This is a genomic window from Curtobacterium sp. RM9 (genome assembly GCF_054956955.1).
The window spans coordinates 2,459,319-2,482,544 of record NZ_CM143271.1; the positions used below are offsets into that span (position 1 = coordinate 2,459,319).

22 protein-coding genes and 1 pseudogene are annotated in these 23,226 nt (G+C 73.7%); 14 read left to right on the top strand and 9 right to left on the bottom strand.

Going from position 1 to position 23,226, the window contains the following annotated elements:
• Positions 1–34: 34 nt before the first annotated feature.
• Together ACY3FI_RS11635 and ACY3FI_RS11640 are read left to right on the top strand one after the other, a co-directional pair.
• The gene (locus ACY3FI_RS11635; RefSeq protein ID WP_462547692.1) at positions 35–1,513 is read left to right on the top strand and encodes an MDR family MFS transporter; all 1,479 of its coding nucleotides are present in this window, start codon (positions 35–37) and stop codon (positions 1,511–1,513) included.
• A 34-nt stretch (positions 1,514–1,547) separates the two neighbouring features.
• On the top strand, positions 1,548–2,795 hold the full coding sequence (locus ACY3FI_RS11640) for an FAD-binding protein (RefSeq protein ID WP_462547693.1): 1,248 nt from the start codon (positions 1,548–1,550) through the stop codon (positions 2,793–2,795).
• Between the two features lie 70 nt (positions 2,796–2,865).
• On the opposite strand, the gene ACY3FI_RS11645 is transcribed toward ACY3FI_RS11640, so the two are convergent.
• The gene (locus ACY3FI_RS11645) at positions 2,866–3,357 is read right to left on the bottom strand and encodes a 2'-5' RNA ligase family protein (RefSeq protein ID WP_462547694.1); all 492 of its coding nucleotides are present in this window, start codon (positions 3,355–3,357) and stop codon (positions 2,866–2,868) included.
• A 173-nt stretch (positions 3,358–3,530) separates the two neighbouring features.
• Between ACY3FI_RS11645 and ACY3FI_RS11650 the strand changes: the two genes are divergently transcribed.
• From ACY3FI_RS11650 to ACY3FI_RS11665, 4 genes and pseudogenes are all read left to right on the top strand, one after another.
• Entirely contained in the window at positions 3,531–4,484 is a 954-nt protein-coding gene (locus ACY3FI_RS11650; RefSeq protein WP_462547695.1) for a MetQ/NlpA family ABC transporter substrate-binding protein, read from the top strand.
• Between the two features lie 68 nt (positions 4,485–4,552).
• Positions 4,553–5,014: pseudogene (locus ACY3FI_RS11655) on the top strand (methionine ABC transporter ATP-binding protein); the annotation flags it as partial.
• A gap of 123 nt (positions 5,015–5,137) precedes the next feature.
• Positions 5,138–5,524 carry an NIL domain-containing protein gene (locus tag ACY3FI_RS11660; RefSeq protein ID WP_462550355.1) on the top strand — a complete coding sequence of 129 codons (387 nt, stop codon included), beginning with the start codon at positions 5,138–5,140 and terminating at the stop codon, positions 5,522–5,524.
• The gene (locus ACY3FI_RS11665) at positions 5,521–6,192 is read left to right on the top strand and encodes a methionine ABC transporter permease (RefSeq protein WP_462547696.1); all 672 of its coding nucleotides are present in this window, start codon (positions 5,521–5,523) and stop codon (positions 6,190–6,192) included. Before ACY3FI_RS11660 ends, ACY3FI_RS11665 begins: the two co-directional genes overlap by 4 nt.
• Before the next feature lie 382 nt (positions 6,193–6,574).
• Here the strand turns inward: ACY3FI_RS11665 and ACY3FI_RS11670 are convergent, their stop codons facing one another.
• The gene (locus ACY3FI_RS11670) at positions 6,575–7,351 is read right to left on the bottom strand and encodes an endonuclease/exonuclease/phosphatase family protein (RefSeq protein ID WP_462547697.1); all 777 of its coding nucleotides are present in this window, start codon (positions 7,349–7,351) and stop codon (positions 6,575–6,577) included.
• Positions 7,352–7,485: 134 nt separating this feature from the next.
• A complete protein-coding gene (locus ACY3FI_RS11675) occupies positions 7,486–8,889 on the bottom strand; it encodes an MFS transporter (protein ID WP_462547698.1) in 1,404 nt (467 codons plus the stop codon).
• Positions 8,890–9,066: 177 nt separating this feature from the next.
• On the opposite strand from ACY3FI_RS11675, the gene ACY3FI_RS11680 reads away from it, so the two are divergent.
• From ACY3FI_RS11680 to ACY3FI_RS11700, 5 genes are read left to right on the top strand one after another with little or no spacing between them, the layout of a single operon-like run.
• Positions 9,067–10,299 carry an alanine racemase gene (locus ACY3FI_RS11680; RefSeq protein WP_462547699.1) on the top strand — a complete coding sequence of 411 codons (1,233 nt, stop codon included), beginning with the start codon at positions 9,067–9,069 and terminating at the stop codon, positions 10,297–10,299.
• Complete coding sequence (locus ACY3FI_RS11685; protein ID WP_462550356.1) at positions 10,299–11,141, top strand: IclR family transcriptional regulator; 843 nt, start codon at positions 10,299–10,301, stop codon at positions 11,139–11,141. Before ACY3FI_RS11680 ends, ACY3FI_RS11685 begins: the two co-directional genes overlap by 1 nt.
• The gene (locus tag ACY3FI_RS11690) at positions 11,138–12,205 is read left to right on the top strand and encodes a sugar kinase (RefSeq protein ID WP_462547700.1); all 1,068 of its coding nucleotides are present in this window, start codon (positions 11,138–11,140) and stop codon (positions 12,203–12,205) included. Before ACY3FI_RS11685 ends, ACY3FI_RS11690 begins: the two co-directional genes overlap by 4 nt.
• A gap of 59 nt (positions 12,206–12,264) precedes the next feature.
• On the top strand, positions 12,265–12,951 hold the full coding sequence (locus ACY3FI_RS11695) for a bifunctional 4-hydroxy-2-oxoglutarate aldolase/2-dehydro-3-deoxy-phosphogluconate aldolase (protein WP_462547701.1): 687 nt from the start codon (positions 12,265–12,267) through the stop codon (positions 12,949–12,951).
• Positions 12,948–14,555 (top strand): N-acyl-D-amino-acid deacylase family protein, encoded by a 1,608-nt coding sequence (locus ACY3FI_RS11700; protein ID WP_462547702.1) that lies wholly within the window; start codon positions 12,948–12,950, stop codon positions 14,553–14,555. The genes ACY3FI_RS11695 and ACY3FI_RS11700 overlap by 4 nt, the downstream gene beginning before the upstream one ends.
• An 8-nt stretch (positions 14,556–14,563) precedes the next feature.
• Here the strand turns inward: ACY3FI_RS11700 and ACY3FI_RS11705 are convergent, their stop codons facing one another.
• Entirely contained in the window at positions 14,564–14,953 is a 390-nt protein-coding gene (locus tag ACY3FI_RS11705) for a RidA family protein (RefSeq protein WP_462547703.1), read from the bottom strand.
• 216 nt (positions 14,954–15,169) lie between these two features.
• Here ACY3FI_RS11705 and ACY3FI_RS11710 point away from each other — a divergent pair, with 216 nt between their 5' ends.
• Positions 15,170–16,420, top strand: coding sequence for a putative hexosyltransferase (locus ACY3FI_RS11710; protein ID WP_462547704.1), 1,251 nt, complete (start codon positions 15,170–15,172; stop codon positions 16,418–16,420).
• Between the two features lie 28 nt (positions 16,421–16,448).
• Here ACY3FI_RS11710 and ACY3FI_RS11715 read toward each other — a convergent pair whose 3' ends face one another.
• From ACY3FI_RS11715 to ACY3FI_RS11725, 3 genes are all read right to left on the bottom strand, one after another.
• A complete protein-coding gene (locus ACY3FI_RS11715) occupies positions 16,449–16,940 on the bottom strand; it encodes a pyridoxamine 5'-phosphate oxidase family protein (protein WP_462547706.1) in 492 nt (163 codons plus the stop codon).
• 170 nt (positions 16,941–17,110) lie between these two features.
• Positions 17,111–17,740 (bottom strand): hypothetical protein, encoded by a 630-nt coding sequence (locus ACY3FI_RS11720; RefSeq protein ID WP_462547707.1) that lies wholly within the window; start codon positions 17,738–17,740, stop codon positions 17,111–17,113.
• 134 nt (positions 17,741–17,874) lie between these two features.
• The gene (locus ACY3FI_RS11725) at positions 17,875–18,984 is read right to left on the bottom strand and encodes an LLM class flavin-dependent oxidoreductase (protein ID WP_462547708.1); all 1,110 of its coding nucleotides are present in this window, start codon (positions 18,982–18,984) and stop codon (positions 17,875–17,877) included.
• Positions 18,985–19,065: 81 nt separating this feature from the next.
• On the opposite strand from ACY3FI_RS11725, the gene ACY3FI_RS11730 reads away from it, so the two are divergent.
• Positions 19,066–19,974 (top strand): SDR family oxidoreductase, encoded by a 909-nt coding sequence (locus ACY3FI_RS11730; RefSeq protein ID WP_462547709.1) that lies wholly within the window; start codon positions 19,066–19,068, stop codon positions 19,972–19,974.
• A gap of 170 nt (positions 19,975–20,144) precedes the next feature.
• Here ACY3FI_RS11730 and ACY3FI_RS11735 read toward each other — a convergent pair whose 3' ends face one another.
• Both ACY3FI_RS11735 and ACY3FI_RS11740 read right to left on the bottom strand, forming a co-directional pair.
• On the bottom strand, positions 20,145–20,855 hold the full coding sequence (locus tag ACY3FI_RS11735) for an SGNH/GDSL hydrolase family protein (RefSeq protein ID WP_462547710.1): 711 nt from the start codon (positions 20,853–20,855) through the stop codon (positions 20,145–20,147).
• A gap of 93 nt (positions 20,856–20,948) precedes the next feature.
• Positions 20,949–21,740 (bottom strand): NRDE family protein, encoded by a 792-nt coding sequence (locus tag ACY3FI_RS11740; protein ID WP_462547711.1) that lies wholly within the window; start codon positions 21,738–21,740, stop codon positions 20,949–20,951.
• A 65-nt stretch (positions 21,741–21,805) separates the two neighbouring features.
• On the opposite strand from ACY3FI_RS11740, the gene ACY3FI_RS11745 reads away from it, so the two are divergent.
• Positions 21,806–23,149 carry a bifunctional phosphopantothenoylcysteine decarboxylase/phosphopantothenate synthase gene (locus ACY3FI_RS11745; protein ID WP_462550357.1) on the top strand — a complete coding sequence of 448 codons (1,344 nt, stop codon included), beginning with the start codon at positions 21,806–21,808 and terminating at the stop codon, positions 23,147–23,149.
• Positions 23,150–23,226: the final 77 nt, after the last annotated feature.

Below are 23,226 nucleotides of genomic sequence, written 5' to 3' on the forward strand. Positions count from 1 at the left end.
TCGTCCCACGATCGTGAGCCACCAGGAGCCCCGCATGACCCAGGCCGTCGAGTCCGCCCCCCGCACCGGGAGCGTCGCACAGCCCTCCCCCGGCGAGACCCGCCTCGTGATCGGGCTGCTGCTCGTCTCCGCGTTCGTGGTGATCCTCAACGAGACGATCATGGGCGTGGCGCTGCCGCGGCTCATGGACGACCTCGGCATCAGCGCCGCCACCGGGCAGTGGCTCACCACCGGCTTCCTGCTCACGATGGCCGTGGTGATCCCGGTCACCGGCTTCCTCCTGCAGCGCTTCGACACCCGACCGGTGTTCGTCTGGGCGATGAGCCTGTTCTCCGCCGGCACGCTGATCGCTCTGCTCGCGCCCGGGTTCGCGATGCTGCTCGTCGGCCGCATCGTGCAGGCCAGCGGCACCGCGATCATGATGCCGCTGCTGATGACCACCGTGCTGACCCTCATCGAGCCCGCCCACCGCGGGCGCATCATGGGCAACATCTCGATCGTCATCTCCGTCGCACCCGCGATCGGCCCGACGATCTCCGGCCTCATCCTCAACGCCTTCTCGTGGCGCTGGCTGTTCGGGTTCGTGCTGCCGATCGCGCTCGCCGCGCTCGTGCTCGGCATGGTCAAGGTGCGCAACGTCTCGACGCCGCGCAAGGCCCCGCTCGACGTGGTGTCCGTGGTGCTCTCCGCCTTCGCCTTCGGCGGCATCGTGTACGGCCTGTCGAGCATCGGTGAGGCCGGGTCCACCGGGCCGCTCGTGCCCGTCGCGTCGCTCGTCGTCGGTGCCGTGGCGCTCGCGCTGTTCATCGTCCGACAGGGCCGACTGCAGCGCTCCGACTCGGCACTGCTCGACCTCCGCACCTTCCGCACGAAGGGCTTCACGATCCCGATCGTCGCGATGGGGCTGAGCTTCATGGCGATGTTCGGCACGCTCATCCTGCTGCCGATCTACCTCGAGCGGGTGCTCGGGCTCGAGGTCCTGCAGGTCGGTCTGCTGCTCCTGCCCGGCGGCCTGATCATGGGCCTCCTCTCCCCCGTCGTCGGCCGGATCTACGACCGCCGGGGTCCGCGGGTGCTGCTCGTCCCGGGGTCGATCATCGTCAGTGCGGTGCTGTGGGCCCTCGCGACCGTCGGCACGGACACGAGCGTGTGGTTCGTCCTCGGTGCCCACGTCGTGCTGAGCATCGGGCTCGCACTGACCTTCACACCCCTGTTCACCGCGGCGCTCGGCGGGCTGCCGCCGAGGCTCTACTCGCACGGCAGCGCGGTCCTCGGCACCGCCCAGCAGCTGGCGGGCGCGGCCGGCACGGCGCTGTTCGTCACGCTGCTCACGATCGGGGCCGCCTCGGCCGCGACGGGTGCCGGTGCCGACGCGGTGGCGGCCGCGACCGCCTCGGGCGTCCGCACCGCGTTCCTGGTGGGCGCGTTCATCTCGCTCGCCGGCATCGTCACGTGCGCGCTCGTCCGCCGACCGGAGAACGCCGAGGGCACGCCCGCCCCGATGGCGCACTGAGCCGCCGCCGGGCGCAGCTGGCATCGTGGGCGACATGCGGTCGACGACGAGCGAGCTGAACTGGTCCGGCACGGTCACCTACACGGCCGAACGGGTCCTCCGCCCGGCGTCCGTCGCCGAGGCCGCCGAGATCGTCGCCCGCGAACGCCGCGTGCACGGCCTCGGCACACGGCACTCGTTCAACGACGTCGCGGACGGCGCCGGCGTGCTCCTCGACCTGACCGGCATCCCGACCGACCTCGTCGTGGACCCGGAGGCCCGGACCGCGACCATGGGCGCCGGCACCCGGTACGGCATCGTCGCGCCGGCGATCGACGCCGCAGGCTTCGCCCTGCACAACGAGGGCTCGCTGCCGCACATCTCGCTCGGTGGCGCGATCGCGACCGGCACGCACGGGTCCGGGACGACGCTCGGGTCCCTCGCGACCGCGGTCCGCTCGTTCGAGGTCATCGGTGCGGACGGCACGATCCGGACGATCGCACGCGACGACCCCGGCTTCGACGGCACCGTCCTGCACCTCGGACTGTTCGGCATCGTGTCGCGGGTCACCCTCGACGTCCAGCCGGCCTACCGGATGCGCCAGGACACCTACGGCCCGATCCCGTGGGACGTCTTCACCGCACACGTGGCCGAGGTGCACGCGAGCGCGTACTCCGTCTGCTCGTACACGGTCTTCGGCGACACGATCAGCGAGGTCCTGCTGAAGTCCCGCGTGCCGGACGGGGCCGACGACGTCGCGGTACCGGACGAGCTGCTCGGCGCCCCGCGGCTCCCCGGCGGCCCGGCGGACGGCCACCACACGGCGCGGGACGGTTCGGTCGGCCCGTGGTGGGACCGGCTGCCGCACTTCCCGATCGAGAGCGTCCCGAGCCACGGGTCCGAGGTGCAGAGCGAGCACTTCGTCCCGCTCCGGCACGCGGCCGCCGCGCTCGACGCGCTGCGCACCATCGCGGACCGGATCCAGCCGCACCTGCACGTGTGCGAGTTGCGCACGATGGCAGCCGACGGGTCCTGGCTCGGTGCGACCCAAGGCGAGGACGCGCTCTGCATCGCCTTCACCTGGCAGAAGCACCCGGAGCAGGTGGCCGCGCTGCTGCCCGACCTCGAGGCCCTGCTCGCCCCGTTCGCCGGCCGCCCGCACTGGGGCAAGATGAGCTCGCTCGACGCCGACGCCGTCGAGGACCTGTACCCGCGGCTGCCGGAGGTGCGCCGCCTCGTGGCGGCGGCCGACCCCGAGCGGACGTTCGCGTCCGCGTTCGGCGAGCGGGTCCTGCGGGTCTGAGCCGCGCCTCCCGAACGGCGTTCCGCACCACGGTGCGGTCCGGAGGCACGTGGCTCGTCCGCCCCGCGCGTCACGCGACCGGCGTGACCGTCTTCGTGACCCCGTCCCAGTGGCGGACGCCGCCGACGGTCAGCGTCTCGGGCAGGGGCGCGGTGCGGAGTGCCTGCACGGCGGCCGGCAGGTCCGCGTCCCGGACCCGCCGCGCGAAGGTGAGGTGTGGCGACCACGCGCCCGGCTGTGCGGTGTCGACGCCGCCCGGCGCCGCCAGGTGCACCGCACCGTGGAACGCCGCGAGCACCGGGTCGACCACCACGGCACGGACGAGCACCGACCGTCCCGGGCCGGCGGGGAAGAGCAGCACGCCGCCGAGCCGCACCACGGTCGGTACGGGCGCGTCGAGACCGCTCGGGACGGGCAGGTCGTCACCGGCCGTCAGGGTGACGTGCGGACTGTTCGTCCCCGAGCGGCCGAGGCTCGGCAGGTCGGCCGCGGTGAGGGCGTCCCACGCCGCCCGGACGGCCGCGTCCGACGCGGGGTCGAGGACGAGTTCGATGCTGCGCACCGGACCAGTCAACCAACGGCGGCACGTGACGGGCGGTGTAACACGACGGAACGCAACTCGCTCGGGCCACGGGTGCCGGGCACACTCGGACGCACGCCGCGCTCGTCCGCGGTCCCCACAGCACAGCACCGCCCGGTCCCACCGCGGACCGGAACGTCCCACGAGGAGCACGCATGTCCGCAGCACCCGCCCTGCCCGAGAAGCCGAAGGGCAAGCGCCCGATCGGCTGGATCGTCGCCGCCGCGGTCGTCGTCGTGGCGATCGTCGTGGCCGTCATCGTCGGAGCCGTCCGTTCGGGTGGCTCCGACACGACCGGTGCCGCCGCCGACAAGCCCGCGAAGACCGTCACCATCGGCGTCGCCGACAAGTCCCTCGGCTACTGGAGCACCTACACGGACCTCGCGAAGAAGCAGCTCAACGTCACCGTCAAGCTGACGAACTTCTCGGACTACTCGCTGCCGAACCCCGCCCTCAAGGACGGGCAGATCGACATCAACCAGTTCCAGCACATCCAGTACCTCGCGGACTACAACGTCACCTCGAACGACGACCTGCAGCCGATCGGCTCGACGGCCGTCTACCCGCTGCCGCTCTACGCGACGAAGTACGACGAGCCGTCCGCACTGCCGGAGAACGCCAAGGTCGCGATCCCGAACGACGCCATCAACCAGGCGCGCGCGCTCCTCATCCTGCAGGCCGCGAAGCTCGTCGAGCTCAAGGACGGCGGGTCCGCGTTCTCGACCACGACGGACATCGAGTCGTCGAAGGTCGACGTGCAGCCCCTCGACGCCTCGCAGACCGCGAACGCGCTGCAGCAGGGCTCCGTCGCCGCCGCCGTCGTGAACAACAACTTCGCCACCGCGGCGAACCTGCCGACGGGCGACATCATCTACCAGGACGACCCGTCCAGCGCGAGCGCCGCCCCCTACGTGAACGTCTTCGCCGTGCGCAAGGCCGACGAGGACGACAAGACGTACCTCGCCCTCGCGAAGCTGTTCCAGGACGACGCCGTGCAGAAGGCCTTCAAGAAGGACCTGCCCGAGGCCGTGGCCCGCGACGAGAGCGCGTCGAAGCTGCAGAGCGAGCTCGCGAAGGTGGAGCAGGACGCGAAGGCGGCCAAGCAGTAGTGCCCGCTCTCGTCGAACTCCGCGGCGTCTCGAAGCACTACCGCCGCGCCGACACCGGCGAGACCGTGGTGGCCGTCGAGGACGTCTCCCTGGACGTGCACCAGGGAGAGGTCCTCGGCGTCATCGGGTACTCCGGCGCCGGCAAGTCCACCCTGGTCCGTCTCGTCAACGCCCTCGAGCTGCCCTCCTCGGGCTCGGTGACCGTCGGCGGGCGGGAACTGACGGCGATCCCCGAGCGGGACCGCCGTCTCGCGCGTCGGAAGATCGGCATGATCTTCCAGCAGTTCAACCTGTTCCGCTCCCGCACCATCGCCGGCAACGTCGCGTACCCGCTCAAGGTCGCAGGCGTCGGCAAGGAGGAGCGCGACCGTCGCGTCGCCGAGCTCCTCGACTTCGTCGGGCTGCTCGACCGGGCGTACGCCTACCCCGAGCAGCTGTCCGGCGGGCAGAAGCAGCGCGTCGGCATCGCCCGGGCGCTCGCGGGCAACCCCGAGCTGCTGCTCGCCGACGAGGCCACCAGCGCGCTCGACCCGGAGACCACCGCGGAGGTGCTCGCCCTGCTCCGCCGGGTGAACCGGGAACTCGGCGTCACGATCATCGTCATCACGCACGAGATGGACGCCGTCCGGCAGATCGCGGACCGGGTCGCCGTGATGGAGAACGGCCGCGTCGTCGAGGTCGGCGACGTGTACGACGTCTTCGCGACCCCGCAGACCGGCGCGACGCAGCGGTTCGTCCGCACCGCGCTGCACGACCGGCCCTCCGCCGAGACCCTCGTGCGGTTGCGCGAACGGCACCCGGGGCGACTCGTCACGGTGCAGATCACCGACGAGGCCGGGCTGCAGAACCGGATCGACCAGGCCTTCCGGGCCGCCGGGGTCACCGCCGAGCTGGTCTACGGCGGCGTCGGCGAGATCCGGGAGCGCCGCATCGGATCGCTCACCTACGAGCTGTCCGCTGCCGATCCGGCCGCCGTCGACGCCGCGATCCGTTCGCTGCGCGCCGACGGGGTCACCACCGACGAGGAGGCCGCCGCGTGAACAACTCGTTCCAGAGCGTCATCGACACGTTCGACATCCTGGTCGGCGCGGTCCGCGACACCCTCGTCATGTCGATCATCTCGCTCGTCATCGCGGGCGTCATCGGCCTGGCGCTCGGCCTCGCGCTGTACGCCACCCGGCCGGGCAACCTGCTCGGCAGCCGGACCGCGTACACGATCCTGAACGTGGTCGTGAACCTCGTCCGGCCGATCCCGTTCGTGATCTTCCTCGCCGCGATCGCCCCGCTGTCCCGCGTCGTCGTGCAGACCACCATCGGGGTGCCCGCCGTGACGTTCGCGATCTCGCTCGCGGCGTCGTTCGCGGTCTCCCGGATCGTCGAGCAGAACCTGCTGGCGGTCGACCCCGGGGTCGTCGAGGCTGCTCGGGCATCCGGGGCGCACCCGGTGTCGATCCTGCTGACGGTGCTCATCCCCGAGGGCCTCGGCCCGCTCATCCTCGGCTACACGTTCATCTACATCGGCATCGTTGACATGACGGCGCAGGGGGCGCTCGTCGGCGGCGGCGGGCTCGGCGAGTACGCGATCCAGTACGGGTCGCAGCGCTACGACTGGTGGATCGTGTACGTCTCGGTGGCGCTCATCGTGGTGATCGTGCAGCTCGGGCAGTTCCTCGGCAACCGCCTGGCCCGGGCGACCCTGCGCCGCTGACCCGGCGGCCGGGCGACCGGGCGGCCGGCGGCGGCCGGGCGGGCGGCGCCGAGCGTGCAACATCTGTCACGCTCGGCGTCGCGCGCCGACGGATCCTGCCCGCCCGGCGTCACGCACGCGGCGTGTCCTGCACGCTCGGTACGCGCGTCTGCTGCGGTCCCACGCCCCGGAGGTGACCGCCTGGAGGCCCGGTGGCGGTCCACGAGACCGGCACCGGGCCTCCAGTGCGCGCGTCGAGCGCGGGGCGCCGCTCCACCGAGCGGGCAACATCCGTCACGCTCGGCGCGGCCCGCCGACGGATCCTGCCCAGGCGACGACACGCGCGCGGCGCGTCCTGCACACTCGGTTCGGACACTGACGCCGTCGCGCCGCGACGCGCGCGTCAGGCGGCGGGGGCCTCGACGGTCGTGACGGCGCCCGTCGCACCAGGGTGCTCGTAGTGCGCCCGGACGAGGATCGGCCGGTGGTCGGAGATGCCCGCGGGCAGGGTCTCCACGCCCGCGATGTGCAACCCAACGCTCGTGGCGAAGTCGAAGTGACCGGTGAACTTCCGGTAGCGCAGGTACGTCGGCTGGTCGGACAGCGACAGCGCGAAGCCGTGCTCCTCGATCTTCCGGCGCAGGTTCGTCTGGAACCACGGGTAGTTGAAGTCGCCGACCATGATCGCCGGGGCCTCGTTCGACAGGTCGCGGACGAACTGGTGCGCGGCCTCGATCTGCTTGCGACGGAGCGAGTTCGTGGCGGTCAGGGGCGAGGCGTGGAAGGACGCCACGATGACCTCGGCGTCGGCCTCGGTGTCGCGGAGGTGCATCGCGATGAGCCGCTCGTGCGCGGGCGCGAGGACCCGGTCGTGCAGCGACTTCTGCAGCGAGTGGATGCTGAAGTCCTGCACCTCGAAGCGTTCGGCACGCACGTAGATCGCGAGGCCGAGGCGGTTCGTCTTGGTGGACGCCGCGAGCTGCAGGCCCGCGATGCTCGGCGCGAGGTCGTTGCTGTCGCACTCCTGCACACAGAGGACGTCGGCCTGGGACGACTCGGCGAGGGCGGCGAGTTCACCGTTCGCGGTGTGCTCGCGGAGGTTGTAGCTGACGACGCGCAGGGCGGTCGGCTCCGCCGCCGTGCCGGCGGTGATCGTGCCCTGCTGTTCTGGCGCGGCCATGCTGCCTTCCTGTTCCGGGTGTTCCAGGTCCCCTGCCGCGGCAACGGTACTCGGCCACCGCAAGCGGTAGCTGAGACTGTAGCGCGGCGCGAGTTGCGTGCGTGTGACCGGGTCGGGAACGGATGACGGCCGGGTCAGACCCGGACGCGGCGCACCGGTCGCACGGTCTCGCCGGCGGTCCGGCTCATCAGCACGCCCTCGACGCACGCGACGACGAGCAGCACGGCGATCACCCAGAACGCGACGTCGTAGGGGCCCGTTCCGCCCAGCCCGGCGGCAGCCCGGATGGCCACGGCGGCGACCGCGACCCCGAAGCCCGCGGCGGTCTGCTGCAGCGTCGACGACAAGGTGTTCGCGGGAGTCATGTCCGCCTGCTCGACGTCGGCGAACGCGATGGTGTTGTAGGCCGTGAACCCGACCGACCGGGCGGCCCCGCTCACGACGAGCAGCGCGGCGAGGAGCCAGAACGGGGTGTCCTCGGTCATGAACACCATCGCGACGACGCTCAGCGCGGCGACGGCGCTCGACACGACGATCACCGGCCGGTACCCGAACCAGCGGAGGAACGGCGTCGTCATCGGCTTGATCCCGAGGTTGCCGACGAAGACCCAGAGCACGGCGGACCCGGCGAGTACGGCGCTCCAGCCCCAGGCGTCCTGGAAGAGCAGCGGCAGCACGAAGGGCACGGCGGAGACGGCGAGCCGGAAGAGGGAGCCGCCGGCGTGCGAGACACGGAAGGTCTCGAGGCGGAAGGCGTCGAGCCCCATGATCGGGTGCGGCGCGCGGCGGAAGTGCCACACCGCCGCCCAGCAGCACGCGGCTCCCACGATCCCGGCGACCACGACGGCGACCACGGGGATCGTGTCGAGTGCGAGCAGGGAGGCCATCACGACGAGGGCGCCGAGGCCGAAGCAGGCGAGCAACGAGCCGAACCAGTCGAACGGCACCCGCTCGGCCGCGCGCTCCTGCGGCACGAGGACCAGGGCGGCGACGAACGCGATGACGCCGAGCGGCAGGTTGACGAGGAAGATCCAGTGCCAGGTCAGGGTGTCGACGAGCACGCCACCGACGAACGGCGCGATGATCGGCGCCGCGAGCGCCGGCCAGGTCAGGATGGCGATCGCGGTGACGAGTTGGTCGCGCCCGGCGCCGCGGAGCACGACGAGCCGGCCGACGGGCACCATCAGCGCGCCGCCGAGCCCCTGCAGGATGCGCCAGACCGTGAGGTCGACGAGCCCGGTCGACAGGGCACACAGCCCGGACGCGACGGTGAACAGCGCGATCGCCCCCGCGAACACCGTCCGGGACCCGACCCGGTCCGTGAGCCAGCCGCTGACCGGGATGAAGACCGCGAGCGTGACGAGGTAGGCGGTGATCGCGACGCCGACGGCCGCGGAGTCCACCCCGAGGTCGCGTCCCATCGCCGGCGCCGCGGTCGCCAGGATCGTGCCGTCCAGGAGCTCCATGAAGAAGGTGCCCGCGACGAGCACGGCCACCGCCGTGCTGCCCCGCCGTCGTGTCGTCGCCGTCGTCGTCATCTCCCCCGAATGCTATGCCCGCTCGGTTTCCCCGGCGGCGGACCGGCACGACGAGCGACCCGCGGTCTGCGCTGCGCGGCTGAGGTTCTGCACCGCAGAATGGGCGTGACGAGGGCGTTGCCTCGCCCGACCACCCCGCGCGACCGTGGTGGCACCGCACGGAGCACAGGAGGCGCGATGACGACCACGACCGATCCGGGGACGGTCACCACGAAGGGCGCACCCCTGCCGGGCGCTCCCGCGGGCCGACACGTCCTCGAGCACGCGCTGCTCCCGGTGATGACCCTCCGGGAGTCCGCTCTTGCGCACAACACCGCGGTCATGCAGGACTGGATCGACCGGCACGGCTTCCTCCTCGCGCCGCACATGAAGACCCACATGGCCCCCGCACTCGCCGACCGCCAGGTCGCCGCCGGTGCCTGGGGCGTCACGGTCGCCTCCGTCCAGCAGGCGATGGTCGCGTGGGAGCACGGCATCCACCGGATCGTCGTCGCGAACGAGGTGCTCGACCCGGCCGGGCTCGCCTGGCTCGCCTCCCGCGGTGCAGCCGCTGCCGACGCGGACGTGGTCTGCTGGGTCGACTCCCCCGCCGGCGTCGCAGCCGCCCGTGCGGCGCAGGACGCCGTCGGGGGCCTGGTGCACGTGCTCGTCGAGGTCGGGTTCCCCGGCGGTCGCACCGGCGTCCGGTCGGCCGACGACGCCGTCGCGCTCGCCGGCACCGTCCACGACGCCGGACTCGTCCTCCGCGGGGTGGCCGGGTACGAGGGCGGTCTCCCTGGCGTCGACGCCGCGCGTGCCTACGTCGAGGGCGTGCTCGCCGTCGCGGTCGCCGTCCGGAGCCTCGTCGACACGCCACGGGTGCTCCTCAGCATGGGTGGCAGCGCCTGGTTCGACGCCGTCGCCGAGGCGGTCGCCGACCGCCCCGCCGATCTGGACGTCCTGGTCCGCTCGGGTGCGTACCTCACGCACGACGACGGCTTCTACGCGGCACGCACGCCGTTCGGGCGCCACCCCGACGAGGGCTCGCTCCGCCCCGCGATCGAGGTGTGGGGCCGCGTCACCTCGTGCCCCGAGCCCGGCCTGGCCCTCGCCGCGGTCGGCAAGCGGGACATCTCCTTCGACGAGGGACTCCCCGTGGTCCGGTCGGTCAGGTCTGCCTCCGCGACCGACCGGTCTGGAGGCGCGGCGCCGGTCACCGACGTCGTCCCACCACCCGGGGCGGTCACCGTCACCCGCCTCGACGACCAGCACGCGTACCTCGCGGTGATCGCCGACGGCCCCGTCCTGACGCCGGGCGACGTCGTGGTGTTCGGCGCCTCGCATCCGTGCACGGTGTTCGACAAGTGGCGCGAGGTCCTCGTCCTCGCCGACGACGACACCGTCCTCGACACGATCGGGACGTGGTTCTGATGCGCGCGACGACGCCGGTCACGCCCGCGGAACCCGATGCTCCCGTCCGGAACGCCGCCCTCTCGCTGCGCCGGGGTCTGCGGCTGCTCGACTGCATCGCCGACCGCACCCGGAACGGGGAACCCTCGGTGTCCCTCACCGCACTCGCCGCCGAACTCGGCACGGCGAAGTCCACGGTGCTCCGGCTCACCGCCCCGATGGTCGAGAACGACCTGCTGCGCCGGACCGCGGACGCCGGCTTCACGCTCGGGCTCGGAGCGCTGCTGCTCGGGCAGAGCTACCTCGAGGGGATCGACCTGCGCGCCGCCGCGGCCCCGTTCCTCCGACGCACGGCCGAGCAGACCGGCCTGACCTGCCACCTCGTCGTCCCCGACGGCACCGACATCGTCTACGTCGACAAGGTCGAGACCCGCGGCACCGTCCGGATGGGGTCGCGGATCGGCAACCGACTGCCGATGCGGAACACGGCCTCCGGCAAGGCGATCGTCGCGTTCGGCGAACCCGAGTTGCTCGACCGCGTCCTGGCCGAGCCGGCGGTGTCGATGACGGACCACACGATCGTCGACGACGACCGGTGGCGTGCCGAGGTCGAGCGCACCCACGGCCGTGGGTACGGCATCGACGACCGCGAGAACGAGCCCGACATCCGCTGCGTCGCCGCCCCGGTGTTCGACCACGCCAACCAGGTCGTCGGGGCGATGAGCATCTCCGGCCTCGCGTCCCGCTTCCCGGCGGCGGCCGTCCGCGAGCTCGGGGACGGCGTGGTCCGCACCGCGCGCGAGATCTCCGTCGCCCTGGGGTCGTCGTCCGCCCGGCTCGCACTCACACGGGGGAACCGATGACCGGGTCCGTGCTCACCCTCGGTGAGACGATGCTCCTCCTCACCGGAGGTGGCGTCGGCGCCCTCCCCGACCTCGAGCACCTGCGGATCGACAGCGGCGGTGCGGAGAGCAACGTCGCGGCGGGCCTGGTGCGTGCCGGCGTCCCGACCACCTGGGTCGGCCGTGTCGGCGCCGACCCCGCCGGTGACCGGGTGCTGCGTGACGTCGCGGGGGCCGGCGTCGACACCGTCGCGGTCCGTGACCCGGAGCGCTCGACCGGCCTGATGATGAAGGAACGACTGCCGGACGGTCGCACGCGCGTCACCTACCACCGCCGCGGTTCGGCCGGCTCGGCGCTCACCGCCGCCGACGTCCCGGTGGGTGCCGTGGAGCGGGCGGCCCTCGTGCACTGCTCGGGCATCACCCTCGCGCTCTCCGACACCGCACGGGCCGCCGTGCATGCCGTGCTCGATCGTGCCGACGCCGCCGGGGTGCCCGTGTCCTTCGACGTCAACCACCGCCCCAAGCTCCTCGCTGCCGAACGTGCCCGGGAGCGCTACCGCGAGGTCGCTGCCCGGGCAGCGATCCTGTTCGCCGGGGACGACGAAGCACGACTGGTCCTCGGGCGGGACGAGCCCGCTCCCGGTGACGACGGCGAGGAGGAGCGCCTGGCCCACGACCTCGCTGCGCTCGCCCAGGGGCGTGCGGTGGTGAAGCTCGGGTCGCGCGGAGCCGTCGCGTCGATCGACGGGGTCCTGCTGCGCCGACCGGCGACCCCGGTGCGCGTGGTCGACCCGGTCGGTGCCGGCGATGCCTTCGTCGCGGCCTGGCTGGCGGCGGTGCTGCACGGCGCGGACGCCCGGGCGGCGCTCGACCGCGCAGCCGACGCCGGAGCACTGGCCTGCACGGTCGAGGGCGACTGGCGATCGCCGGGCAGCGGGGGCCGACCCGCAGTGGCCGGCCCGACCGGGTCCGTCGGTGCGCCCGGTCGCGATGCCGCATCCGACCCCGATGCCCAGCCAGGGCGCGGTCGTGGTCCTGATGCCGATCCTGACCCCACCGTGCACGACCGGGTCGACCGATGACCCCGCACGGCGACCACCACGACGACGACCTCGATCTCGATCTCCGGAGGACGGACACCATGCCGGACACCACCACCAGCACGAGCGGCACGAGCAGCACGCCCTCCCGGGTCGCCGCCGGTACGGTCCGCCACCGGCACGCCGCGGGCCCCACGGTCGCGGTGCTCCGCGGCGGCACCGGTGAACACGTCGAGGGCGTCGTGGCCACCCTCGTCGAAGCCGGGGTCACCGCGATCGAGCTGACCACGAACACCCCGCGCTGGCGGGAGGGCATCGCCTGGGCTGCCGAGCGGTACGGCGCGCGTGCCGCGGTCGGCGTCGGCACGGTGCTCGACGTGCGACAGGTCGACGAGGCCGCCGCCGCGGGTGCCACCTTCGCGGTCAGCCCGCACCTCGACCCGGTGGTCGGGCAACGCGTGCACGAACGGGGACTCGGGTGGTACCCCGGCGCGGCGACGCCGACCGAGATCGTCACCGCCTGGCGGCTCGGGGCCCGCGCGGTGAAGGTGTTCCCCGTGGCCCAGCTCGGCGGCCCCGCCTACCTGCGCCAGGTGCTCGCGCCGCTCGACTTCGTGGACGTCGTGCCGACCGGGGGCATCGGGGTCGACGACGCCGCGGAGTACCTCGCAGCGGGAGCGATCGCGGTCGGGCTCGGCTCCCCGCTCGTCGGTGACGCGCTGACCTCCGGCGACCTCGACGGTCTGCGTACCCGGGCCGAACGACTCGTGGCGGGCCTCGCCCGATGACCCCGCCCGGGCTGGCAACCGGTCCGGTGCTGCTCCGTGGTGGCTCGGTCGTCACCGGGAGCGCTCCGGACCCCGAGCGCGCCGACGTGCTCGTCGTGGACGGCACGATCCGGGCCGTCGGCACCGGGCTCGACGTCCCGATCGGCACGAGGACCGTCGACTGCGGCGAGCGCCTCGTCCTGCCGGGCTTCGTCGACGCGCACTCGCACGCGGGCTCGCGCCTGTTCGACGAGGACGTGCAGACCGCCCTGCTCCGGCAGGGCGTCACGACCGTCGTCACCGGACAGGACGGGGTCGGACCGGCCCCGGGCGACGGCTCGTACGCCGACCGGTACTTCGCCGCGATCGACGGCGCCCACCCGAGGTGGACCGGAGGCGGTACCCGCGAGCTCCTGGGCACGTACGACGGCACGACCCCGCTCAACGTCGCGACGCTGGTACCCGCCGGTACCGTCCGCCACGAGGTGCTCGGCGACGACCCACGCCCCGCCTCCGCCGAGGAGCTCGCCGCGATGCGGTCGCTCGTCCGCCGGGGGCTCGCCGAGGGCGCCGCCGGGCTCGCCTCGGGCCTCGACTACGTGCCCGGGCTGTACGCCGACGCATCAGAGCTCGCGGAGCTGTGCCGGGAGGTCGCCGCGGTCGACGGGGTGTACGTCACCCACATGCGCGGCGGGTACGAGGGCAACGCCCGCGCCGGCCTCGACGAGGTCGCCGGCATCGTCCGCGCATCCGGCGTCCGCGCGCACGTCTCGCACCTGCACGGCCCGGTCGAGCTGCTCCTCGACGCGCTCGACGACCTGGCGAGCACGGGCGTCCCGCTCACCTTCGACGCCTACCCGTACTCGCGCGGGTGCACGATCCTGTCGATGCTGCTCCTGCCCGCCGAGCTCGCGCGTCCGGGGACGTCGGACCTCGAGCGGACGCTCGCCGACCCGGACGGCCGCGAGCGCGTCCGGGCCGCGGTGCTCGACCGGGTGCTCGGGCGCGCGGACCTCGGCACCGGATGGGCCGACCAGGTGACGCTGTCGCACGTGCCGGCCGCGGCCTTCCACGCGCTGCAGGGCCGGACCCTCGCCGAGGCCGCCCGTGCCGTCGGGACCGACCCGGTCGACCTCGCGCTCGACGTGCTCGTCGACTCGGCACTGCAGGTCACCGTGGTGATGCGGGTGCCCCGCCCCCGGACCGCGGACGACCTCGCGCCGCTGTTCCGCGCACCGGGACACACCGCCGGGTCGGACGGCATCTTCGTCGGCTCACACCCGCACCCGCGGGCGTACGGCACCTTCGCGCGGTACCTCGAGGAGTACGTCGTGCCCGGTCGCCTCGGTTGGGGGGAGGCCGCGCGGCACCTCTCCGGCACCGCGGTCGACGTGCTCCGGCTCGGCGATCGTGGTGTCGTCCGGCCCGGCGCCGTGGCCGACCTCGTGGTCGTGGACCCCGCGCGGGTCGCGGCGCGCTCGACCTACGCCGCACCGATGCAGCTCGCCGAGGGCATCGACGACGTCCTCGTCGCCGGGGCACCGGTGCTCGCAGACGGTGCACGAACGCACGCGACCCCCGGCACCGGTGTCCGTCGGGACGGTGCCGGCGCCGGGGGTCGGTGAGGTTCCGCTCAGGCTCCGGTGGTGGGGAGCACGGCGACGACGTCGATCTCGACGAGGATGCCCGCGAGGTGCGACTGCACGGTGGTGCGGACCGGGTACGGCTGCGTGAAGTGCTCGGCGTACTCCTCGTTGAAGGCCGGGAAGTCGCGGTCCGAGTGCTCGAGGTGCACGGTCGACTTGACGACGTCGTCCAGCGTCGCGCCGTGCTCGGCGAGCACCGCGCGGATGTTCGCGAGCACCTGGGCGGTCTGTCCCGCGACGTCGTCGGCCATCGCGCCCGTGGCCGGGTCCTGCGGGCCGAAGCCCGCGGTGTAGAGGAAGCCGTTCGCGACGATCCCCTGGCTGTAGGGGCCGGCGGGCTTCGGGGCGTTGTCGGTCACGATGGCGGTCTTCGGCACGGTGGGCTCCTCGAGGTCGGTGCTGGGCGCGTCCAGGCTAGGCGGGCCGACTGCCGTGGAACCGGCCACACGTCCTTCCGGTTCCGTCATGCACAACGTGCGGCGCGCCTCCCGGCCGGTCGGAGCGGGCCACGTCCGCGCCGCGCACTGCCCAGGCTGGCGCGGTTAGGGTCGTACCGTGCCCATCCCCCTGCCCGGACGTCGCGGAGCGCGCTGGTGAGCCGCCTGGACGGCACGGTCACCCGGCCGGTCGCCAGCAGCCGGCGGCGCATCGTCGACCTCGCCACGAGCCTGCCGGCCTGGGCCGCGGTGCTGCTCGTGTGGGCGGGCGGTCGTGTCCTCTCGTCGTTCTGGCTCGCGCTCGCGTTCCCCCTCATCGGACGCGCGCTGCCGGAGAACGCGATCTGGGGGAACGGCCACGGCTTCCTCAACTTCCTGACCGCGTGGGACGGCCAGTACTACGAGCAGATCTCAGTGCACGGCTACCCGACCACGCTGCCGCTCGACGCCGCGGGCAACGTGACGCAGAACGCCTGGGCGTTCCTGCCCGCCTTCCCGTTCGCGATCCGGGCGCTGACCGCCTCCACCGGGGTGCCGTTCGACGTCGGTGGACCGGCGATCGCGCTCGTCGCCGGCCTCGTCGCCGCGTTCCTGCTGCACCGGCTCGTCCGCGACCACGCCGGCCACGGTGCCGCGATGTGGGCCGTCTTCTTCTTCACCTGCGGGCCGCTGTCGTTCCTGCTGCAGGTCGGCTACGCCGAGAGCATGTTCCTCGCCCTGACCTTCGGTGCGCTGCTCGCGCTGGAGCACCGGCGCTACGGGCTCCTGACGCTCCTCGGGGTCGTCGCCGCGTTCACCCGACCGGGGGCGCTCGCCATCCCGCTCGTCCTCGGCTTCGTCGCGCTCGTGCGCTGGGTGCGCGCTCGTCGCGCGGTCGGGGACGGCACCCGGACCATCGACCCCTTCCCCGTGCTCGAGCGGGTGCAGGTCGTCGCCGCGGGGCTCGTCATGGTCGCGGCGGGGGTCGCGTGGCCCGTCATCGCGGCACACGTCACCGGGACGCCGGACGCCTACCTGCAGACCGAGATGTCCTGGTGGGTGAACTTCATCGGGCGGGTGGACTTCATGCCGCTCACGCCGTGGTTCCTCATCGCCGCGCGCTGGGTCGGCGTGGGCGGGGTGCTCATCGTCGTGTTCCTGCTCGTGGCCTACCCGGTGTGGCTGCTGCGCCGATCGACCCGGCAGCTCGGGTCGACCACGGTGCTGTTCTCGGCCGCGTACGCGCTGTACATCTTCGCGGTGTCCCTGCCGATGGCCTCGACCCCGCGGCTCCTCATGCCGCTCGCGCCGCTGTTCGGGTCGCCCGAGCTCGTCGCGAAGCCGTGGATGCGCTGGACCCTGGTCACCTGCGCGCTGCTCGGGCAGCCCGTGCTCGTCGCAGTGCTGTGGTTGCTCGGCCCGCCGTGAGCCGGGCCGAGCACCCAGGGGTCGCCCGCTAGAGCTCGACCGTGCCGTGGTGGCCGGTGTCGGGCTGCGACTGCTTGCCGAGCGCCGCCTTGAGCGTCTGCACGAGGCTGCCGACCGGGCCGGTGTCCTGCGTCCAGTACTCGACCGAGTCACCCTCGACCGTGAGCAGCCGGATCGAGGGGTCGTTCCGGCCTTCGGGGAACCAGGCCTCGGCGAACGGGGACCACAGCTCGTCGATGACGCCCTCGTCGCGGGTCACCGTCGCGGTGCCGGCGATGGACAGGTAGCCGCCCTGCGACTCGATCGCGACGTTCACGTGCGGGTTCCGGGCGATGTCGTCGACCTTCTCGCTGCCGTCCTGCACCAGGAAGCGCAGCGTCCCGTTGAACGCCTTGTCCTGGACCGCCAGCGGTCGGGCGTGCAGCTGCCCGTCCTCGCTGACCGTGGTGAGCAGGGCCGTTCGTGCCCCGTGGACGATGTCCGAGATGGCGGCGCGCTGGTCTGCGTCTGTGTCGGTCATGGTGCTCCTCTCGCGTCGTGCGCTCCGTTGTGCCCGACGTGCGGCCGGGTCTCCCCCGGGCGCGTTCCGTTCCCGCCAGTGTGCCCCTCGACGCTGGGCACGTCCAGGCGCGCCGCGCGGGGTGGGGCGCGGCGGCGGGACGTCGAGGCGGCACGGCGCGGCGCCGAGGCTCAGGCGGGCTCGTGGATCGTGGTCTCGACGTCGACGACCTGCGGGATGCGCGGCATCGACGCGAAGCCGAACTGCACGGGCGGGTCGAGCGGCGCCAGGGATCCGAGCGGCTCCCCCGCCCACGTCCCGCGCACGCCCGTGACGTCGTGCGCCCCGGTGACGCCGTAGTACTCGCGGCGGCCGTTGCCCGCTGAGCCGGCGGTGCCCGATCCCGGGGCGACCAACCGCGCGATCGGGTCGATCACGGCGAGCCACCGGGGGTCGCGGGCGATCGGCTTCGGGACGATGCGGAGCACCCGCCCGAGCGGCGAGATCGTCCCGACGTCGATCGATGCCTCGAGCGGGCCCGCGGAGAGTTCGAGTCCGCGCGCGGTCCGCCGTGCCGAGACGTCCACGACCGAGACGGTGTCGAAGCGGTAGGTGCCGGACACGTACGCGGCCACGATCTCGTCGGGGGCGAGGAGCACGCTCGTGCCGTCGGCGAGCTCGAGGAAGACGTCCGTGAACGCGCCGAAGGGCGAGTGCTCCCACATGCCGACGACGATCCGCACGCCGGAGGTCGTGCCCACGCCCATGATCCGGCCGCGGAAGCGACGTTCGAGGTGCGGGGGGACGGAGCGGCTCGCCATGCTGTGGACGGTACCCGGCGCTGCCGTGAGCCGTCGTCGGGAGGCGAGCCGCGCCTCCAGTCGGCGCCGCGCCGAGCCGAGCCGCACCCCTGCGACAGCACCGCGCACGCGGAGCGCGCAGCGCGCAACCGCCCCTACGGCACCGGCACCGGCTCCGCCAGGAGCTCCCGCACCCGCGGGGCCACCTGCGTGCCGTACAGCTCGATCGACCGCATCATGTCTGCGTGCGGCAGGCGGCCGGTCGCGTAGCGCATGTCGAACCGGGAGACGCCGAGGATCCGCATGTTCCGGGCGATCTTCCGCGCGACGGTCTCCGGCGACCCGACGTACAGCGAGCCCCCGGCGGACAGCGAGGCGCGGTAGCCGGCGACGTCGAGCGGGGGCCAGCCGCGCTCCCGGCCGAGCTGGTCGGTGACGGCCTTGTGGTACGGCCAGTAGCGCTCGGCGGCCTCCTCGTCGGTGGCGGCGACGAAGCCCGGCGAGTGCATCGCGATGGGCTGCTGCGGGAGCTCGAGCTGCGTCAGGGCCTGCCGGTAGAGGCGGGAGAACGGCGCGAACTGCGCGGGCTGCCCACCGATGATGGCGAGGAACAGCGGGAGCCCGTACGACGCCGCCCGGATGACGGACTGGGGCGAGCCGCCCACGCCGATCCAGGTCGGGATCGCACCGTGTTCGAGCTTCGGGAAGACGTCCTGCTCGGTGAGGGCCGCGCGCTTCGTGCCGGACCAGGTGACGCGGTCGCCGCTGCGCAGGGCGTTCCAGAGCTGCAGCTTCTCCTCGAAGAGGACCTCGTAGTCGGCGAGGTCGTACCCGAACAGCGGGAACGACTCGGTGAAGGACCCGCGGCCGAGGATGACCTCGGCACGACCGTTCGAGATCGCGTCGACGGTGGCGAAGCGCTCGTACACGCGGACCGGGTCGTCCGACGACAGCACCGTCACGGCGCTCCCGACGCGGATGCGCGAGGTCCGGGCGGCGACGGCGGCGAGGACGACCTCGGGCGCGCTGACGACGAAGTCGGCGCGGTGGTGCTCGCCGACGCCGATGAAGTCGATGCCCACCTGGTCGGCGAGGACGGCCTGGTCGACGACGTCGCGGATGCTCTGCGCGTCGGACTGCAGGGAGCCGTCGGCGAGCTCGGTGACGTCGCCGAAGGTGTCGAGGCCGAGCTGGACCGGGCCGACGCGGTCGGGCGCGGGCGGCGGGACGTCCGAGGGACGGTCGGTGCCGAATGCGTTGCTCATGCGAGGCTCCCTTTCAATGCGTTTGCATGAACAATAGCACCGGAGCAGCATCGACGCAGCCCCCGGGAGTACGGTCGCGCCATGCCGCAGATCCCCGACCAGACCGGCCGCCGCATCGTCGTCACCGGAGCCAACAGCGGCACCGGCAAGGAGGCCGCGACCCGACTCGCCGCCGCCGGCGCCAGCGTCGTGCTCGCCGTCCGCACCCCGTCGAAGGGCGAGCAGGCGGCCGCTGACATCCGTGCCGCGCACCCGTCCGCCGACGTCGAGGTGCGCGAGCTCGACCTCGCCGACCTCGCCAGCGTCCGCCGGTTCGCCGCGGGCATCGCCGCCGACGACCGGTCGCTCGACGTCCTCGTGAACAACGCGGGCGTGATGGCTCCCCCGACGCGCTTCGAGACCGTGGACGGCTTCGAGCTGCAGTTCGGCACGAACTTCCTCGGCCCGTTCGCGCTGACGAACCTGCTCCTGCCGACCCTCCTCCGCACGCCCGGCGCCCGCGTCGCGACGATGTCCAGCCTCGCCGCGGTCCCCGGCCGCATCCGGTTCGACGACCTGCAGTGGGAGCGCGGCTACAACGGCTGGCGCGCGTACGCGCAGTCGAAGCTCGCCGACCTGCTGCTCGCCCTGCAACTGCACCGTCTCACGGTCGAGCAGGACTGGGACCTCACGAGCACCGCGGCACACCCCGGCTACACCCGCACGAACCTGCAGTCGGCGGGCCGGTCGCTCGGTCGCTCGACCCCGGTCCGCTCGAACGATCGCGCCCTGCCCTTCACGCAGGCGGTCGAGCAGGGCACCGAGCCGCTGCTCTACGCCGCCGTCGGCCGGAACGCGACGGGCGGCGCGTACTACGGACCGGCCGGCTTCCTGGGGCTCACCGGCCCGACGACGAACGCGTCCGTCCCGCGGTCCGCGCGGAGCGCCGACCTCGCGCGGTCGCTCTGGGCGGTCGCCGAGGACCTCACCGACACGCGCCCGCCCGCCTGACGGGTCACCTCCGGTCTGGAGGCGCGCAGCACCCTGCACGGCCGGCCGCCGGTCCGCCACGCGCCGGCTCCACCGCGCGCGCCGGGTCCGTCGGACCCGCCGGGTCCGGTCCGTCGGACCCGGCGGGTCCAGGACACCCTCGTCCGTGACGGACCCGGCCGGAGCCCCGGTCAGAGGCGCACGTGGTCCTTCGCGAACGCCGACCGGACGGACGCCTCGATCGCCTGCTGCCCGCGCTCCGTCGGGTGCACGTCGTCGGACTGCATCCAGTCCGGGTGTCCGCGCAACGGGTCGCCGATGTCGACGTACGTGCCGCCGTCGTCGCGGATCGCCGTCCGCAGTGCCGCCGAGATCGTGCCCAGCTCGGCGGGCGGAGCGTCCTCGTTCCAGATCGCGCTCAGCCCGATGACGTGCGCCTCGGGGACGAGCCGGTGCACGAGCGCCACGGTCTGGTCGGTGGCGCTGGTCACCGCGGCGGCGTCCTGCCCGAGGTCGTTCGAGCTCGCCTGCACGATCACGACCTGCGGCCGCAGGTCCACGGCGCGCCGGACGAGTCCCGGGTACGCACTGGCGCACTGGTCCGGGTCACCCTGTGCGACGACCCCCGCACCGTCGCAGGACAGGTTCGTGAGCTGCCAGTGCTCGGCCCGGGCGAGGAGGGACGGCCACGCCTGCTCGGGCGTGAGCCCGTGCCCGCCGCTGATCGAGTCGCCGACGACCACGACGCGTTCCCCGCGCGCGTGGTCCCAGGCGCGCCCGGTGGCGGTGGGGGTCGGGTCCGGTTGCGAGGCCGCGGACGGGTCCTCGGCGCAGGCGACGAGTGCGAGCGCGGCGACGGCGGCGAGGCCGGTGGCGAGCAGGGAGCGTGTGGTGGGGGTCACGTGGCGTGACCGTACCCGCGGAGTCTCGGTCTGCGCCGCCATCGGTGCTGCCGCTGCTCTCAGGAAGCCCCGGGGCTCCGGACGGCGTCGCGGTCAGGCCCGGTGCAGCTCGACCGAGCCGTCCAGGCGGCCCGGCTCGACCAGGCGCGCGTGCTGCAGCACCGTGCGACCCGGTCCGACGGCCGCGGCGACGATGGACAGCGTCGCGACGTGCCCCTCGGCCTCGTGTGCGTCGCGGAGGATCGCGTCGGGGTCGTCGGTCGGCAGCGCGGCCGACGCGGCGAGCACCCCGAACCAGCCTCCCCAGCCGTCCCCGGGCTCCTCGCCGGCGTCCGCGGCCCGGAGTTCGTCGAACGGGGCGAGTGCGGGCGGTCCGGTCGGCGCCGGGGCGTCGCGGAAGTCGCCGAGCCAGCGGGCGATGCGCGGGGCCTCCGGATCGTCGGGTTCGCCGTGCGTCACCATGTGCACACCGGGGCCGAGCGGGGTCGTCCGGACCTCGGCGCCGTCCCAGGTCAGGACCTCGGCGCCGTCGGCGGTCGCCCGGACGAGGTTGAACGCCCGCGTGGTCGGCAGCTCGCCGCCGTCGCCGGGCAGGTGCCCGTCCGCCACGGCGTCGAGCGGCAGCACGCCCCGGGTCGTCCAGGTGCCGTCCACGGTCGCGACCGGTTCGGAGCGGTTCAGCACCACCGCGAGCCCGGCGTCGTCGGAGGCTGCGAGCCACGCGCCGCCGGCGGAGCGGTCCCGCACGCCGCGCACCCCCGGGTCGCGGTCGGGCCACCACGCCGCCGGTGGGTCCCACGGCCGCTCGGGCGACTCGTCGCGGAGGGCGAGGACCGTGACCGGCCAGGCCGTACCGGGTTCGACGCGGACGACGACGGTGCACATGGGCTCGATCCTCCCACGGCGCCCCGGGTAGCGTGACCGGCGTGAACGCAGCACCAGAGCGCCGTCTGACCGTCGTCGTCGGGATCACCGGGGGCATCGCCGCCTACAAGGCCGTCGGGGTCGTCCGCGACCTCGTCAAGCGTGGCCACGACGTGCACGTCGTCCCGACCGAGGGCGCACTGCGCTTCGTCGGGCTGCCGACGCTCGAGGCCCTGAGCCGGAACCCCGTCACGACGAGCGTCTGGGACGACGTCGCCGAGGTGCGCCACGTCGCGCTCGGGCGTCGCGCCGACCTCGTGGTGATCGCGCCCGCGACCGCGGACTCGCTCGCCCGGATGGCCGCCGGCCTCGCGGGCGACCTGCTCGGAACCACGCTGCTCGCGACCGAGGCACCCGTCGTCGTGGCGCCCGCGATGCACCCGCAGATGTGGGAGCACCCGGCCACCCGGGCGAACGTCGCGCTGCTCCGCGAGCGCGGGGTCCGGTTCGTGGGCCCCGTGGTCGGGGCGCTGACCGGGGACGACGCCGGGATCGGCCGGATGGCGGAACCCGAGGACATCGTGACGGCCGCGCTGTCGGTGCCGGTGCGGACGACCGGGGCGGGCCGACCCGCGCAGGGCGAGCCGCGCCTCCAGGACGGGACGACCGACGCGAGCGACGCGACCGGCGCGTCCGGCGCGACCGGCACGCCCGTCGGCCGCACCGACGCCGCGGGCACCGGTGCCCGCGGCGAGCAGGGCGACCTCGCCGGGGTCCGCGTCCTCGTCAGCGCCGGCGGCACCCGGGAGCCCTTCGACCCGGTCCGCTTCGTCGGCAACCGGTCCAGCGGCCGCCAGGGCGTCGCGATCGCCACCGACGCCGCACGCCGCGGGGCGGAGGTGACCCTCGTGGCCGCCAACCTGGACGGCTCGCTGACCGCCGGGCTGGACGCGCGGATCGTGCCCGTCGGCTCCGCGCTCGAGCTCGCCGAGGCGGTGCACGCCGCCGCCGCCGAGTCGGACGTCGTCGTGATGACCGCCGCGGTCGCCGACTACCGCCCGGCCGAGGTGCTCGCCGAGAAGCTCAAGAAGGACGCGCAGGGCGACCGGATGACGCTCGAGCTCGTGCGCAACCCCGACGTGCTCGCGGACCTCGTGGCCGCGCGGCGGACGGGGCAGATCGTGGTGGGGTTCGCGGCCGAGACCGAGCCGGACCGCGACGCGCGGATCGAACTCGGCCGGCAGAAGATCACCAGGAAGCCCGCCGACCTGCTCGTCGTGAACCACGTCGGGTGGTCGCAGGGGTTCGAGCGCGAGGAGAACGCGATCGAGGTGCTCGTGCCGGGCGGCGAGGTCGTGCGGGAGACGTCGGGCAGCAAGGCCGAGGTCGCCGCGGCCGTGCTCGACCTCGTGGCGACCGCGCTGACCTGAGCGAGGTGCGCCACGGCCGCGCTGACCCGAGCGACGTGCCGTCGGCCGCACGCGGGGCCCGGCACCTGGACGGCCGC

What these genes read in the sequence shown, in the direction of transcription:
- ACY3FI_RS11635 (WP_462547692.1), top strand. Translation starts at nt 35, where the DNA reads ATGACCCAGGCCGTCGAGTCCGCCCCCCGCACCGGGAGCGTCGCACAG.
- ACY3FI_RS11640 (WP_462547693.1), top strand. Translation starts at nt 1,548, where the DNA reads ATGCGGTCGACGACGAGCGAGCTGAACTGGTCCGGCACGGTCACCTAC.
- ACY3FI_RS11650 (WP_462547695.1), top strand. Translation starts at nt 3,531, where the DNA reads ATGTCCGCAGCACCCGCCCTGCCCGAGAAGCCGAAGGGCAAGCGCCCG.
- ACY3FI_RS11660 (WP_462550355.1), top strand. Translation starts at nt 5,138, where the DNA reads ATGGAGAACGGCCGCGTCGTCGAGGTCGGCGACGTGTACGACGTCTTC.
- ACY3FI_RS11670 (WP_462547697.1), bottom strand. Translation starts at nt 7,351, where the DNA reads ATGGCCGCGCCAGAACAGCAGGGCACGATCACCGCCGGCACGGCGGCG.
- ACY3FI_RS11675 (WP_462547698.1), bottom strand. Translation starts at nt 8,889, where the DNA reads ATGACGACGACGGCGACGACACGACGGCGGGGCAGCACGGCGGTGGCC.
- ACY3FI_RS11680 (WP_462547699.1), top strand. Translation starts at nt 9,067, where the DNA reads ATGACGACCACGACCGATCCGGGGACGGTCACCACGAAGGGCGCACCC.
- ACY3FI_RS11685 (WP_462550356.1), top strand. Translation starts at nt 10,299, where the DNA reads ATGCGCGCGACGACGCCGGTCACGCCCGCGGAACCCGATGCTCCCGTC.
- ACY3FI_RS11690 (WP_462547700.1), top strand. Translation starts at nt 11,138, where the DNA reads ATGACCGGGTCCGTGCTCACCCTCGGTGAGACGATGCTCCTCCTCACC.
- ACY3FI_RS11695 (WP_462547701.1), top strand. Translation starts at nt 12,265, where the DNA reads ATGCCGGACACCACCACCAGCACGAGCGGCACGAGCAGCACGCCCTCC.
- ACY3FI_RS11700 (WP_462547702.1), top strand. Translation starts at nt 12,948, where the DNA reads ATGACCCCGCCCGGGCTGGCAACCGGTCCGGTGCTGCTCCGTGGTGGC.
- ACY3FI_RS11715 (WP_462547706.1), bottom strand. Translation starts at nt 16,940, where the DNA reads ATGACCGACACAGACGCAGACCAGCGCGCCGCCATCTCGGACATCGTC.
- ACY3FI_RS11720 (WP_462547707.1), bottom strand. Translation starts at nt 17,740, where the DNA reads ATGGCGAGCCGCTCCGTCCCCCCGCACCTCGAACGTCGCTTCCGCGGC.
- ACY3FI_RS11725 (WP_462547708.1), bottom strand. Translation starts at nt 18,984, where the DNA reads ATGAGCAACGCATTCGGCACCGACCGTCCCTCGGACGTCCCGCCGCCC.
- ACY3FI_RS11730 (WP_462547709.1), top strand. Translation starts at nt 19,066, where the DNA reads ATGCCGCAGATCCCCGACCAGACCGGCCGCCGCATCGTCGTCACCGGA.
- ACY3FI_RS11740 (WP_462547711.1), bottom strand. Translation starts at nt 21,740, where the DNA reads ATGTGCACCGTCGTCGTCCGCGTCGAACCCGGTACGGCCTGGCCGGTC.